The sequence below is a fragment of the Providencia sp. 21OH12SH02B-Prov genome, from assembly GCF_027362595.1.
Classification (GTDB): Bacteria; Pseudomonadota; Gammaproteobacteria; order Enterobacterales; family Enterobacteriaceae; genus Providencia; species Providencia zhejiangensis.
The window spans coordinates 603,780-617,196 of record NZ_CP114796.1 but is presented as its reverse complement, the minus strand read 5'-3'; the positions used below and the strand labels follow the sequence as shown (position 1 = coordinate 617,196).

Here is a 13,417-nt window from a genome sequence, read left to right as displayed (position 1 = left end):
TTTCCTTAATTATTTTTCTAGCCAGAATTTTGTGTTAGGTACAGACATTGGAATTTCCTGACCTACATTATTAGCGATTGCTAATTTATGTATATTTTTTGCAATAAATAAATCATGTATAGATAACCCTATGTTATAGCATATTATCTTTTCTAATTGACTTTTTCTTCCAAGTTCTATAGGGGATTTTATATATGAGGCTGTTTCTATTGCTTTATTTTGAAATTTATTAAAGTGCTTGAATCCAGATACATGTCCTAAATCATCAACATAAATTTTGTCGAAAAATAAATCACAGTTAGTAAAACCTCTGGTATGAATAGGAACAACTAGGCATCCATTCGAAAACTTATCATCACTACAAATATCGTTTTCAAAATAAGTTACAGATGAAATAACTATATCTGTATTTTCAACGCATTCATCATATGTATTACATATAATATATTGCGTGCTTTGTGGGAGTAACTGTTTTGCAAATGCAATAAAATCTAAATGTTGGTTTTTATATTTTTTTACTTTAATAACTAAATCACGTTTATCATACATGCAGGAAAATATTTTTAATGTTGCCCTAGCTTGTATTCCAACTCCAATAAATGATATGGAGCTAAAGCCATTTTTGGCAAATGAAATAATTGAGTGTGTTGCTATAGCTCCTGTTCTCATTGCGGTGATAAAATTTCCATCCATGATGCATTCAAGGTTGCCGTTCTTTATATTATAAAGAAATATTTGACTATCTAACACGGGCGATCTATTTGGATATCTATTAACTATTTTTAAACCTGCATTTTCTTCTTTTAATAAAATAGAAGGCATAAAATTATAAAAAACTTCATTTTCAGGTTTTAAACTAATCTTAGGTGGCAGAATTGTGTCATTTTTTTGGCTAATAGATTGACATATCCAGCTATAAATTGTTTGTGGAGAGATATCTAGCTCCAATATATTTTCAAACGATAGTAGTTGCATAAGATAGCCTATGATTAGATTGTTTTAGGTAATAGCTGCCGCACTGGGTTGTCGGGTTCCAATGCACCATAAAATTCTACAATCGTGCTTATTAATTGAAAGCATTCCGTTTTTACGTAGCAGCTCAATTAATAAGCACCTCTTATCATTCATTGCCCTCCAAAAGGGCATGCATTTTCGCTGACTCGGTCAACCGAAAGTGCCTAATAGTATCACTAAAAACCTATCCCAAAAGGGGTTATCAAAATGTCGTAATGAGTAATTTCTGAAGGTGAAAATGTGGCAGATAGCAGATCAGCGATGAACTCAGGGAAAAACTAGCACCGCTTATCCCTGAACACAAAACCAATCATTCGCTCGGGACTCACCGCAAACGGGTTGATAACCGTGCTACCATGGATACCATATTCTTTGTACTCAGAACTGGCTGCCAGTGTAACGCCCTCAACGCCACTGAGATATGTTCAACGAGTTCTGCACACCGGCGCTTTCAAAAATGGCGTGATGCGGCTATCTTTGAAGGTTTTAGGCAGAATGGTTTGCTTACCTGTGAATATCTGGACAGTATTGACTGGTCATGGTTGTCAATGGACGGCAGCATGACCAAATCACCACTGTCGGGAACAAAAAAACAGGCCGCGATCCAACTCACAGAGGAAAACAAGGCGTAAAACGTAGCCTGCTTACGGATGCCAACGAGTTTCACCTGTCGCTGGTTGTTGCAACAGCAAACACGAATGATATCAAACGGATTGCAGATACACTCGATGCCCTTCAGACGGGGCGTCCGGGACAAAAACTGAGACTCTGTCTGGACAAAGGTCACGATGCAGGCTGGTTGAAAACCTATCTACAGAACCGCCGTTACGAGCCATATATTCAGCCCCATAAAGAAGAGTCTGACGCCAGTAAAAACACGGATCTCAAAGCCCATCGTTGGGTCGTTGAAAGAACGCACTGTTGGATGAGTCGCTTTCGCCGAATCCTGGCCTGATAGGATAAAAAGATCGAAAATTACGAGGCCATGTTGCATTTTGCCTGTGATCTCATCGTCTGGAATAAATTCCTATTGAGATAGAGTCTAAGCTTCCCACTGAAATTAATTTATCAACATTAATCACGGTGTCATTTATGTTATTAGTAATTTAGCGAAAGCGAATAACTGCTGAACCAATAAAGCCTGCCCCACCAGTAACTAATATTTTCATTTTGGAATAATGAATCGCATTTTAATCATAGAAAACAGACACTGAAAGTAGTTATCACATAATTTTGGTACGCTACCGCCCCGGGCTTACAGCTACCTGTTCACTGATAATTCTTAATTTACTCAACTAATTGTAGCTATTATACCTAAATAAACTTGAGTAAGATAGTTTTTAAGCAAATTATCTATGAATCAGACTAGAGCGTGTTGATCTTTTCGGTATAAAAAGCAGACAGCAAATGGGGCTGTTATAATGGTTTCGCCAAAAATCAAAAAAACACCCCCAAATGCCGAGACTTATGTTAACAGATGATAGCTGGAAGTTACTATCAAAGATCATGCACCTAACCGGACGTATTTATAACAAACCAGAACATAGAATGACCCTTGAAGGTATTTTATTACGAATAAGAACAGGCATTCCATGGCGCGATTTACCTCGTCAATTTGGTGAATGGAATACGGTATTTAGACGTTTTAACCTTTGGTCAAAGAAAGGCGTGATGATGGAAATTTTCCAATTTCTATCTCGCTTCAATGCTCCTCAGTGGCTATTTATTGATGCCAGTATCGTGAAAACGCATCAAGATGGAGCCAACGTTAAAGATGCTTCAAAGCAGGCTATAGGCAAAAGTCGAGGCGGCAACTCAACTAAAATACATTTAGCGGTAGATAGCAGTGGTCTTCCGGTTCATTTTGAGTTGTCAGGTGGGCAAGCTCATGATGTGAGTTATGCAGAAACATTGGTTACCTCTTCACCGGAAGCCGAAGTTGTTATTGCAAATAAAGGCTATGACTGTGAAGCCTTACGACAGTTGATAAAAAGCCGTCGGGGTCAGCATGTCATCCCAAGAAAAGGGAATAGTAAACAAGGGAATAAAGATATTGATTGGTGCTTATATCGATATCGTCATTTAGTTGAAAATGCCTTCTTAAAAATAAAGAAATACCGAGCAGTGGCGACTCGGTATGACAAATTAGCCCGAAATTATGAAAGTGTTGTTGCTTTAGCATTTTCAATCATGTGGCTCCCAATGTGGGTCGATTGAAATATGCACTACAAAGATAAACACGCTCTAATCTCCCCCCCCTCTTTTTAGTTTTGTACACTTTTGATATTTGATTATTTTTAGTTAACAGCCGTTCCAATGTGATAATGGCAGTTTATCAAGCTGGCTTGTTTTTTCAAATACGCTACGAACGGCATCTTCCCCCAATCGTTGGCGAGCCTGAACAACAGCACTTGGTGCAGCATAAAGCCGTTTGCCCGGTAAAACAATATCGAGATGAGAAACGAGTTGAGCCATGGAAAGAGAACGGAAAAGGGACATTCCCATTACAGTCCATACCATCATTTCCATCGGCAGACGGCGTTTTCTTAATGTAACAACGCCAGTATCCGCGAGACATTCGTCAATCAGTTCAGCACAAAGGAGGTCAGAAAGTGGGTCGAGTATTCAATGAGTTGATAATGGGGTAAACTGAGCTTTTCTGTTGAGGCTTAGTATGGCTACCATTTCAGTAAAATGGCGATTCTGTGGATTAACCGACCCTGTTAAAAAACATGGCGCCGGCAATGGAGGTCATCCCCGTTATCGCTGTCAGGCCTGTTGCCGCACTTTTCAACTCGATTATACCTACAACGCTTGTCAGCCCTGCATCAAAGAGCAAGTGGTTGAGCTTGCCATGAATAATGCGGGTATTCGTGACACCGCTAGGGCATTACATATCAGTATCAATGCCGTCGTCCGCACTTTAAAAAACTCTCGCCACGGAATGTAACAACACTGCCCCTAGATAACCTACAAATTCAGCTCATTTGTGAGGTCGATGAGATGTGGTCATTTATCGGTAACAAAAAACGTCAGCGTTGGTTGTGGTATGCATGGGAGCCTCGCTTAAAGCGGATTATCGCTCATGTATTTGGTTCCCGAAGCAAGAAAACACTGGGGAAATTGTTAAAACTGCTGTCTGGGTTCCGTATCGCTTTTTGGTGTACGGATGGTTACAGGGCGTACAAAGAGACACTCCCTAGCGAAAAACATATTTTAGGAAAGCTATATACACAGCGAATTGAGCGTGAAAATCTGACGTTGCGTAACCGATTGAAACGACTTAATCGCAAGACGTTAGGGTATTCAAAATCATCCGGCATGCAAAGATCATTGGGACTTTCATTGAGTGAGAGTATTACGTTTGAAATGCCATCAACCCTTTGGATACGTGACCAGAAAGTGCTATAAATTCTTTTGGCGAGAAAGCCTGAACAGTCTCGAGAGCTTGGCTACGTAACATAAAAAAATCCGTAATCTTGGGATGATTACGGATTTTTGCAGAACTGTAGGATCGTTCAACCTATTATTTAGTTCTTAACTGATCGGCATTACGCCCTATGCGACCTTTTTAAGTTAGAATAACGAGTTAATGTTAAATACACTTGTTTAATAATGGTATCTTACTCATACAAAATGCAGATAAGTAAGAAAATCCAAACACTATAAAGCTAGCTAGTGGAATGTATAGGTAAACATCCATATGACTTAAAAGCCAATCTCTACCAACAAAAGCGATAGCATCTAGAAAAACGGGGTGTACTAAATAGATACCCAAACTTAGTTTTGCAATACTACTCAGGTTGAAATCTCTATCACAGTTCCATTGAATTAACAAAAACAAAGAAACAGATGCAATTACCGTGTTAATACTCAAATAAGAGTAAAAATATTTATAAGTGAGGAAGTAGCTTCCTACAATGGTCACACTCCATGCCAACATCAGTGCTATCAAAGCAAAGCTATTTCTTTGTTTTACTCCATGCTTTGCTATGTAACCACCCAGACAAAAATATCCGATATAATGCAAAAAATTATTAGTAAAAAGACTTACTTTTGCAGACATTTCAAAATAAGAAAGAACATTGCTACTTAAAGTATTTAGAATAGATAAAGACAAGCAAAAACAAACTAAAAACAAAAGTTCATTTCTAGAAAACCTGTTAAAAACCACTCTCAAATATGGAGTTACTAAATACAAAAATGGAATCATGAAAAGATACCATAGATGAAAGTATGGCTTACCCAATATCCAGCCTTTAGCCAACACTACAGGAGCACTAGGCAACTCTCCTTTAATAGTAAGTTTCAATACAGTCCAAAAAGAAAAAAACACAGACCAAAATATTAAAGGGATTAAAACCTTATTTAGCCTTTTTTTTAAAAAAACTGACGTAGACTCTTCCTTATTCAAAAGAAAGTAACCACTAATCATGACAAATAATGGTACACACCATCTAGTCACAGAGTCATAAACATTCCCAGCCCACCAATCTCGGCTACCATAACTTAAATCTGACAGCTCTATGCCCCCAACAAATCCTGCTGCCACATGAAGCATGACAACAGCAAATGCAGAAAAGACCCTTAAATTATTCGCCCACATAACAATACCATTATAAAAATTTTAGGTATTATAACTGCAAGGCAAGGCAAGGCAAGGCAAGGCAAGGCAAGGCAAGGCAAGGCAAGATATTATAGCTACCGCTCATTTATTGGTGTTCATTATGCCCATTATGGTCGAGTATTCAATGAGTTGGTAATGGGATAAACTGAGCTTTTCTGTTGAGGCTTAGTACCCCTCTCTGCACTTCGGGCAGCACTTTCTGACTGGTCGCTGCTGGCTGGTGTAAAACCGTCGACACCAGACGCAATACCATTCCGTGATGGGCTTTATGGGATGAAGCTCGGAGAACTGTTCAGCTTGTTGAGATTGTCGCGTCAGATAACTGATAGCCGCGTTTACCTCAGGACAATCGAGGTATTTCTTATCAACGGGGTGTGCAAAGAAAAAATGCCGTTTACGGCGGTCCAGATACACCGGTAAGTGACAGTGTGGACAGTAAAAGGGAATGGGTAGTGCCGGTTGCCAGCGCTCCTGCTCTTTAAAGGCATTTGTCAGGCGGCCATCAGGTAATTCAGCGATACCGAGCTCCAGTTCATTCAGATTGTAAATGTTCATTGTTTCTCTCCGGTGTGTTGTGTGTTTGAGCAGGACAGTAATAATGGGTCTGAAACCCGTTATGGCGAAGCGGAATATGACGGTATCGGGTATTACCATACGTCGGAGGATGGACGGGTTAATCTGCGTCAGGAAGTCGATCCCAGTAACAACAGTCCAATTGTCATTGCCTATGTTGTCGGCACCGACCACGCTACGGTCTACAGCAACTGCAAAGTGACGGCTGAAGAGGAGTAATGGGTGTGAATAACGCGCTCAGCGCCATTCTGAGCGTTTTATTAAGGCAAGGGTTAAACTTGCACGGTGTCGCCACAATAAACGGCTATAAGGGCCATAGAGATCGTCATACAGCCCCTGACTAGCAGAGTGTTCAAAGGTAAGCGTGATTTAGCGACGACGAGTCCGGGGACGTCCCGTCGATTTCTCACTGATATCAGGCAGGCGGGAGATATGGTAAATCGGGTCAAAGGGTTTCTGCTCGGCTTTGGCTAAATAGTTCACCTGCCTTACGACCAGCATAATCATCAAAGTGTACCGGACGGCGTATAGCGTATCGATAATCGCGGCCTGTAATTTATTTTCATGTCAGGCTGTTCGTCTACTTGTTGGGGTAATGACCCGCATATTTCTTGGTCAAGTATTTCCCGTGAGTCCTATGCACTGTTCACATCAGCATCAAAGTCTTTTAATATTCCCGCACTGACTGGCGCCTATGGCATTATTAATGATAGCAGATCTCGTTATGCTTTTCATGGTTGCTGTACAAAAAACTATCAATCGGCACCTTCCTTAGCGCCCTAAAGATCGTCTTCTTTTGACGTTCATATAATATTTCACTAGTGAGTTGTAAAAAATCGCTGTAACTGACTAAATTAATAATACTTAGCCTCTAGAAGCGGTGATACGTTCATTCAGCCAGTGTTCAACCTCACTCTTTAACCAACGTGAGCTACGTCCTAACTTTATTGGTTTGGGGAATTCACCGTCTTGAATGAGTTTATAAAACCACTTATCCGTTAAGCCTGTCAGATGAGTGATAAATTTCATGTCGATAAATTGGTCATTCAGTAAGGGGTAATCGGTTGTATTGGTCATCGTTTGTTTCTCCTAAGAGTGAAAAGGAGAAGGATCCGAAAGGGTTAATGAAATGCGGTGTGGATCCTTCAAACGATAACGCGGAGCTGTAAATTATTTTCTTCAGCGATTGCATCCAATAAGCCGCTCACCTTGATGGTATGGTTTCGTGTGATGCTTACAGAGATATTGTGCACGTTCTATTATCTGGGCATAGTGTTTTTTGTATTCTAATTCATTCGCATTTTGGTTGAGGTACATCACGCCATTCTTACAAAAATGAACACTTTGTTTTACCGCTGATAATTCTGCCTGTAACGCACTCGCCCAAGCTTGTTGTATCATTGCCGATAAACACCCATGGTCACGATTAAAATCGCCCCAGCAATGATAGATGTCCTTGTTTAGGAATATCATCAGGTGGTAGTGAATCTTATGGTTACGCTCTCCAATTTCTTTTACCCAAACATAATGTAAGTCTAATGTGAGCTTTCGGTGCCAAGTGGTACTTTTTCGTTTTATATCGGCGGCTATTTTCGCTTTAAGTGAATCAATGAAACGTGTAATGACTTTACGGTCATCTCTCATGGCTTTTATCGTTCTTGGAAAGCGTAAATCAAAACGAAATACAGATAATCGGGTATAGTTTCTTTGAGCCTTTATAAAGGTATTATGAATAATATCGAAGTATTTAAGATTATAGCTATCGATAGGGTAATGCATGATATTTTCCTGAGTTGAGTGAATGTCATAACAACTCAGTAGGATGTATTTTTTTATTTTAACTATAATCGTAATATAGCGAGTCTAGAGATAGATCTTTGTCATAAATGATTATTTTATCATTTATTTCAATGCTAAATAGAGTGATGTCATTAAATTTTTTTAGTATGATTAGAAGTCGATTAATCGATATTGTTAATATGGTTTATCACACTTTTCATCTAAATTTATTTTCATTCTAATAAACAAATTGAAATTATAAGTTTTTTCATATTTTACTTTGGTATTGATAGACTATGAGTAATATACTCTATCGTTATATGGATACATATTGCATCTTTACGTCTAATGGATAGTTTTAATTTATTAAATAAATACATTAAATAAATACATTAAATAAATACATTAAATAAATACATTAAATAAATACATTAAATAAATACATTAAATAAATACATTAAATAAATACATTAAATATACTACTATACCAACAGGGATTAATTTCTAAAATATTAAGTTAGTATGTGTTGGCTTAGGTTAATGATGAAATTATAGCTCTGATTTTAATTTTTATCATTAGCATAATGTAAACTTAGTTATCTATAATTATACCCTGATACCAAACATTTCATGCTTCAAGAGTTGATAGACTTTTTAATGAATAAATTAACCTCTTATTTTTTGGTTAGACCTATCATTATCTTTATCTTGATTTTACTGCTTGTCATTCTTTTCGCTTTAATGACAGTGTTAATAGAAGACTATGATATTAGATTGTTATCATTATGACCTTCATTGAGTCGTAATACAGCGAATAATCAGTAGAGAGTTAGCATTATTTATCTATAGGACAATAGGATAAGAATGCTTTCTTCTTTCTGTTAAATATAAATAATGTTTTCTCACTTCTTTATAATCATATTAATAACCTAAATATTTTATCTTTCTTGAGGTGTATCATTTGCAGTGGAAAACTTAACTGATGTAATGATATACAAACTCCAAGGCTATAATCGCTTAATCACATTTAAAGACTAAAAAATCTAACTATTCCCTGAGTCTTTTATGAGATAGTGTTAGGGTTGAAATGTTAACGCTGGTCTGAGTGAGTTTGATGATAAAAAAGACAGTGATAATGATAAATAATGTCGCTCGAAATCTGTCTAGTCATACTGAAATGCCCATAAACTTTGAACAACTCCCAAAAAACACCCCACTTTACCACCATAATATAACCACTTAAAATATATAAAATTATTACTTTATACCCCTTATTTTTAGGGTTTGTAGGTATCGACTTTGGGGCTATTTTGTGCTATTTTTGTACTAACCCATCATTACTCACAGTAATGTTTTAGTTATACAAATGTTAGAGGGAATAACGCATGAATACGGTATTTAAAGAGTTAAGTTTTCTTGGATTAAGAGAACAAGATAAAATAACACCACCTCATATTGTTTCTGAACACATATTACGCGATCAGTATACCTTTACTGATTTTTATAAAAGAGAGAATGATGAGCAATATGTTATTGATGACTTATATTTAGAAGCACGTATTCAAGAGGCTAATAATAAAGCTGACAGAAAAAATTCAATACCATGGCGTGAAGACCGTTCTAGATTTGATGAAGTTTATATTTATTTTAACTACCAAAATAATACAACAACCACTTTAACCCATAGAGATAGTGTCACGAAAAAGCCAAAAGGTGAGTTATTAAGTCGAATGAAATTGTGGTTAAAAGAGAAACAAGATGCGTATAAAAAACTGGTGAATAATTATAATCACTGCATTAATAATCATAAAAATATCAAATTATTACCTATTTCATTTTATATAGAAAAAGATTATTCAGATACTCAATTAATATCTGAACATATAAAAGAGCTTGTTAATGCATTTAGCGTGATGCTTAATACACTTAAAGGACGCGAAGTATATTCGTGTTTTGTCAGTTACTCTCGCGTTATTCTATTGGATGCCAACAATAGACCTTATCTGCATATCATTTTTTATTATCAGAGGAATGACACTAGGGAGTATAAGAATGACATCTCCGATTTTTTTATTAGAGATATGACGAGAGAATGGTGTAAAGCGTGTAAACAGAATGTTCATGTTAATTATATGGCATTTAATTCTCTTTTAGCTGAAATGGCCAATGATGATGAGCAAGAAGAATGGGAACAAGGTCTCTGTCGAAATCAAGATAATTCAGTGTATCATTTTAGTGTTAGTGCCAGTCATGTGCTTTTCCCTTTCTTTAGAACGGTGGATCCTATTCAACTCGTCCCGATAAAAAGTCATCGAAAAAGTACTCAAATACAGCTAGAACAAATTCCAAAAGCGTTATTATCCCGTCATTATGAAGAGCTTTCTTATTATCATGAAAAAGAGTTTTCTTTATTTGTTAAAGAAGTTAAACAAAAAAATAACTATCACTTATACTATTTAGAACAAGTTGCTAAGCAATATACAAAAATCCCAATGATTAATAATATAACAAGTGGTCTATTTAGTTATAAAAATAAAAAGAAAGAAAATAATGCAACACGTTGAACACTAGTTATCATAATGTAATTTTTTTCAAACCTATATTACTTCCTTGAAAGACAAAGGTATTGAGCCTTTTCATTTATCATAGGAAGTCATTATGAAAACAAATCCCTCCACCACCGCTTCACCTTTTGAGGCGGTGCTTTCGCCACTCCCCACGGCAATTAAGCATCAATTACAACATAAACTGAGCGAGCTTATTCATTATTCGCCCACAATCGGTTTGATGGGAAAAACTGGTGTCGGAAAATCCAGTCTATGCAATGCGCTGTTTCAGTCTACCTTATGCCCTATTAGTGCTGTCAGTGGTTGTACCCGTTCAGAGCAACGATCAACCTGTGTTTTACGCTCAAACAGCGAACCATAAGAAGGAAGTTGAGATCAGCATTGTTTCACCTTCTGTATCTTATTCTTTTGGTAAAGTGGGGGTAGAAAAAAAAGAGATGGATATCTTTGTACCTGCAAACAGAACTTCATTTGCTAGTCAAAGTCATCGGTTTTATAGCATCAGTGAGTTTACTATCCGTAATGGTGATACCATTATAAAAGCATCATCAGACTAACCCATTAATTAACTTACATTTATTTTTATATCTGTATTATTTTAGTGAATCAATCATCAGAATGCGTCACTAAAAATGATACTCAATATACCTATCATTTCGAGAAAGCTCTGCACCGCAAGGTGTAGGGCTTTTTTGTTTATTACTGTCTATCAATATCGACTAAATTGGAGTTCTACTATGTTTACCTTACAAGAGCAAGAATCAACGGTTATCAAAACCAACCTCGTCAATTCCCGTGGTCGTAGTACCTTCTGGCGTTTTTACTTTGGTACTGTGCCAGACTGGCAACGTATTGAAGGCGATATCTTTAATCTGATGGATAAGATGTGTGAGGTCTATCAAGGTGCTTTCTGGGAGTTCAGTATGCTGTCTAATGGCGGCGCATTTATCTGGCCTGATATGCTCGAAACCTCCCTGCAAATGTTTAACCCGCATAACGGAAATGAAGCTGAGTTAAGCCCTGAAGCAGCCGGTATCGCAGTCTGTCTAATGGTGTATAGCATCTGGTCATTTAAAACCGAAAGCCCTGTGCTGGTGGAATATTTTTACCTGTTGCGTGATTACGCTATACAGCATCCGGAGCAAGCTCAAATCTTTCGCCTTATAGACTGATTTATCAGTCACGGTTTTATCTTTCCCCCACCAGCAATCTTCATTTAATCCATTTATCGAATGATTTATCAGTTTAATTATTGAGGAGAACCCCTATGTCTCGTTTAGCTTCCCGTTTTGGCAATGCTTGCTCTATTCGTCGTGACCGCCCGCTAACTACCGAAGAGTTATTTCGCACCGTACCCAGTGTGTTTTCAGAAGAAAAACACGAATCCAGAAGTGAACGTTATACTTACATCCCGACCATTACCTTATTGGATAGTCTTCAAAAAGAAGGCTTCTATCCGTTCTTTGCTTGCCAAACGCGTGTGCGAGATGACAGCCGTCGTGATCATACTAAGCATCTGTTACGGCTGAGACGCCATGACCAAATTACGGGCAGCCTAGTGCCTGAAATCATCTTACTCAATAGTCATGATGGCTCATCGAGTTATCAGATGTTACCGGGGATGTTCCGATTCGTTTGTCAGAATGGCTTAATTTGCGGACAAACCTTTGGTGAGGTGCGTGTACCGCACAAGGGCGATGTGGTGGAAAAAGTGATTGAAGGGGCTTATGAAGTGTTAGGGCTATTTGAAGGCATGGATGAGCAACGTGATGCCATGCAGTCCCTATTATTACCGCCACCAGCCCAACACATCTTTGCTCAATCTGCTCTCACATATCGTTATGGTGAAGCGCATCAACCTGTGACCGAAGCGCAAGTATTACAGCCACGCCGTGTAGAAGATAAGAAGGACGATCTTTGGACGGTGTACCAACGTTTGCAGGAAAATTTAATCAAGGGAGGATTATCAGGCAGAAATGCGAAAGGTAAACGCGCTCGCACGCGTTCAGTGAATGGGATTGATGGTGATGTGAAGCTTAACCGAGCCTTGTGGGTGATGGCTGAAAATATGCTTCAACTAGCCTCGTAATGATGGAGATATTAACGATGGAGAGTATCAATACTTATACGAATACCTTAACACTGCTTCCTAATGAACAACGTACTATCAAACGTGCGTTGACCATACTGGATAAGTATCTGCGTGAACCGGGTATTGCTTTTACATCAACGCAAAATGTGAGGGATTGGTTACGGCTAAAAATGTCAGCATTAGAGCGTGAAGCGTTTATTGTGCTCTACTTGAATCAACAAAATCAGTTGATAAGCAGTGAAACCCTGTTTGCTGGCTCGATTAGCAGCACACAGGTTTATCCTCGTGAAGTCGTCAAACGAGCACTTCATTTTAATGCTGCTGCCGTTATCTTTGCACACAACCATCCGTCAGGCGATATCACGCCAAGCCAAGCGGATAAATCTATCACGCAACAATTAATAAAAGCATTGCAGCTAATTGAAGTACGAGTACTTGACCATCTGATCATCGGTGGTCAGCAAATCTTCTCTTTCGCTGAGCATGGCTTAGTATGAGGTGAACCATGAATATCATCCGTAAATCTGCAGCAATGAAGATCCATCAGCAACATTTAGGCTCTCGCCTTGCTCGTTATTGTAGGGGAAAGTATAAATGGGTTGGTAATAGCGAGCATTATATTGGTAAGGAGGTGCCAGATTGTCGTGGCGTGTTAGCTGTTTATGTTGAACGTCGCCAAGACAGAGATGGCCCTTATGCGTGTGTCATGTGTGTAACATTGAATTGAATAAGTACTGATCACTTTGAGTTTATCCTATATTGGAT

13 protein-coding genes and 5 pseudogenes are annotated in these 13,417 nt (G+C 38.1%); 11 read left to right on the top strand and 7 right to left on the bottom strand.

The genetic code is table 11. From position 1 onward, the window contains the following. Positions 1 to 9: 9 nt before the first annotated feature. Entirely contained in the window at positions 10 to 975 is a 966-nt protein-coding gene (locus O7C57_RS02910) for a hypothetical protein (protein ID WP_269723594.1), read from the bottom strand. Positions 976 to 1,268: 293 nt separating this feature from the next. Here O7C57_RS02910 and O7C57_RS02905 point away from each other — a divergent pair. Beyond that, positions 1,269 to 2,053: pseudogene (locus tag O7C57_RS02905) on the top strand (IS5 family transposase). On the opposite strand, the pseudogene O7C57_RS02900 reads toward O7C57_RS02905, so the two are convergent. Next, positions 2,049 to 2,183 (bottom strand): annotated as a pseudogene (locus O7C57_RS02900) (dTDP-glucose 4,6-dehydratase); the annotation flags it as partial. The pseudogenes O7C57_RS02905 and O7C57_RS02900 overlap by 5 nt on opposite strands. A 286-nt stretch (positions 2,184 to 2,469) precedes the next feature. On the opposite strand from O7C57_RS02900, the gene O7C57_RS02895 reads away from it, so the two are divergent. Continuing rightward, entirely contained in the window at positions 2,470 to 3,231 is a 762-nt protein-coding gene (locus O7C57_RS02895) for an IS5 family transposase (RefSeq protein ID WP_269723593.1), read from the top strand. A 93-nt stretch (positions 3,232 to 3,324) separates the two neighbouring features. On the opposite strand, the pseudogene O7C57_RS02890 reads toward O7C57_RS02895, so the two are convergent. Next, positions 3,325 to 3,639 (bottom strand): annotated as a pseudogene (locus O7C57_RS02890) (transposase domain-containing protein); the annotation flags it as partial. Positions 3,640 to 3,688: 49 nt separating this feature from the next. On the opposite strand from O7C57_RS02890, the pseudogene O7C57_RS02885 reads away from it, so the two are divergent. Further along, positions 3,689 to 4,367: pseudogene (locus O7C57_RS02885) on the top strand (IS1 family transposase). A gap of 242 nt (positions 4,368 to 4,609) precedes the next feature. Here the strand turns inward: O7C57_RS02885 and O7C57_RS02880 are convergent. After that, positions 4,610 to 5,620 (bottom strand): acyltransferase, encoded by a 1,011-nt coding sequence (locus O7C57_RS02880; protein ID WP_269723592.1) that lies wholly within the window; start codon positions 5,618 to 5,620, stop codon positions 4,610 to 4,612. 186 nt (positions 5,621 to 5,806) lie between these two features. Then, positions 5,807 to 6,196 carry a hypothetical protein gene (locus O7C57_RS02875; protein WP_269723591.1) on the bottom strand — a complete coding sequence of 130 codons (390 nt, stop codon included), beginning with the start codon at positions 6,194 to 6,196 and terminating at the stop codon, positions 5,807 to 5,809. A gap of 21 nt (positions 6,197 to 6,217) precedes the next feature. On the opposite strand from O7C57_RS02875, the gene O7C57_RS02870 reads away from it, so the two are divergent. Together O7C57_RS02870 and O7C57_RS02865 are read left to right on the top strand one after the other, a co-directional pair. Further along, the gene (locus tag O7C57_RS02870) at positions 6,218 to 6,433 is read left to right on the top strand and encodes a hypothetical protein (RefSeq protein ID WP_080025647.1); all 216 of its coding nucleotides are present in this window, start codon (positions 6,218 to 6,220) and stop codon (positions 6,431 to 6,433) included. A 369-nt stretch (positions 6,434 to 6,802) separates the two neighbouring features. Then, a pseudogene (locus O7C57_RS02865) lies at positions 6,803 to 6,946 on the top strand (transcriptional regulator); the annotation flags it as partial. A gap of 132 nt (positions 6,947 to 7,078) precedes the next feature. Here the strand turns inward: O7C57_RS02865 and O7C57_RS02860 are convergent. Then, complete coding sequence (locus tag O7C57_RS02860; protein ID WP_143970429.1) at positions 7,079 to 7,291, bottom strand: helix-turn-helix transcriptional regulator; 213 nt, start codon at positions 7,289 to 7,291, stop codon at positions 7,079 to 7,081. 102 nt (positions 7,292 to 7,393) lie between these two features. Continuing rightward, complete coding sequence (locus O7C57_RS02855) at positions 7,394 to 7,993, bottom strand: inovirus Gp2 family protein (protein WP_269723590.1); 600 nt, start codon at positions 7,991 to 7,993, stop codon at positions 7,394 to 7,396. Positions 7,994 to 9,378: 1,385 nt separating this feature from the next. Here O7C57_RS02855 and O7C57_RS02850 point away from each other — a divergent pair. The 6 genes from O7C57_RS02850 (at position 9,379) to O7C57_RS02820 (ending at position 13,379) form a co-directional block, all read left to right on the top strand. Further along, complete coding sequence (locus tag O7C57_RS02850; protein ID WP_269723589.1) at positions 9,379 to 10,557, top strand: hypothetical protein; 1,179 nt, start codon at positions 9,379 to 9,381, stop codon at positions 10,555 to 10,557. A 94-nt stretch (positions 10,558 to 10,651) separates the two neighbouring features. Continuing rightward, the gene (locus O7C57_RS02845) at positions 10,652 to 10,921 is read left to right on the top strand and encodes a GTPase (protein ID WP_425476431.1); all 270 of its coding nucleotides are present in this window, start codon (positions 10,652 to 10,654) and stop codon (positions 10,919 to 10,921) included. Between the two features lie 376 nt (positions 10,922 to 11,297). Then, positions 11,298 to 11,732, top strand: a complete 435-nt coding sequence (locus tag O7C57_RS02835; protein WP_269723588.1) for an antirestriction protein — start codon at positions 11,298 to 11,300, stop codon at positions 11,730 to 11,732. Between the two features lie 95 nt (positions 11,733 to 11,827). After that, on the top strand, positions 11,828 to 12,649 hold the full coding sequence (locus tag O7C57_RS02830) for a DUF932 domain-containing protein (protein ID WP_269723587.1): 822 nt from the start codon (positions 11,828 to 11,830) through the stop codon (positions 12,647 to 12,649). 17 nt (positions 12,650 to 12,666) lie between these two features. Next, positions 12,667 to 13,149, top strand: coding sequence for a JAB domain-containing protein (locus O7C57_RS02825; RefSeq protein ID WP_014656726.1), 483 nt, complete (start codon positions 12,667 to 12,669; stop codon positions 13,147 to 13,149). An 8-nt stretch (positions 13,150 to 13,157) separates the two neighbouring features. Then, positions 13,158 to 13,379, top strand: coding sequence for a DUF987 family protein (locus tag O7C57_RS02820; RefSeq protein ID WP_004917300.1), 222 nt, complete (start codon positions 13,158 to 13,160; stop codon positions 13,377 to 13,379). Positions 13,380 to 13,417 lie beyond the last annotated feature (38 nt).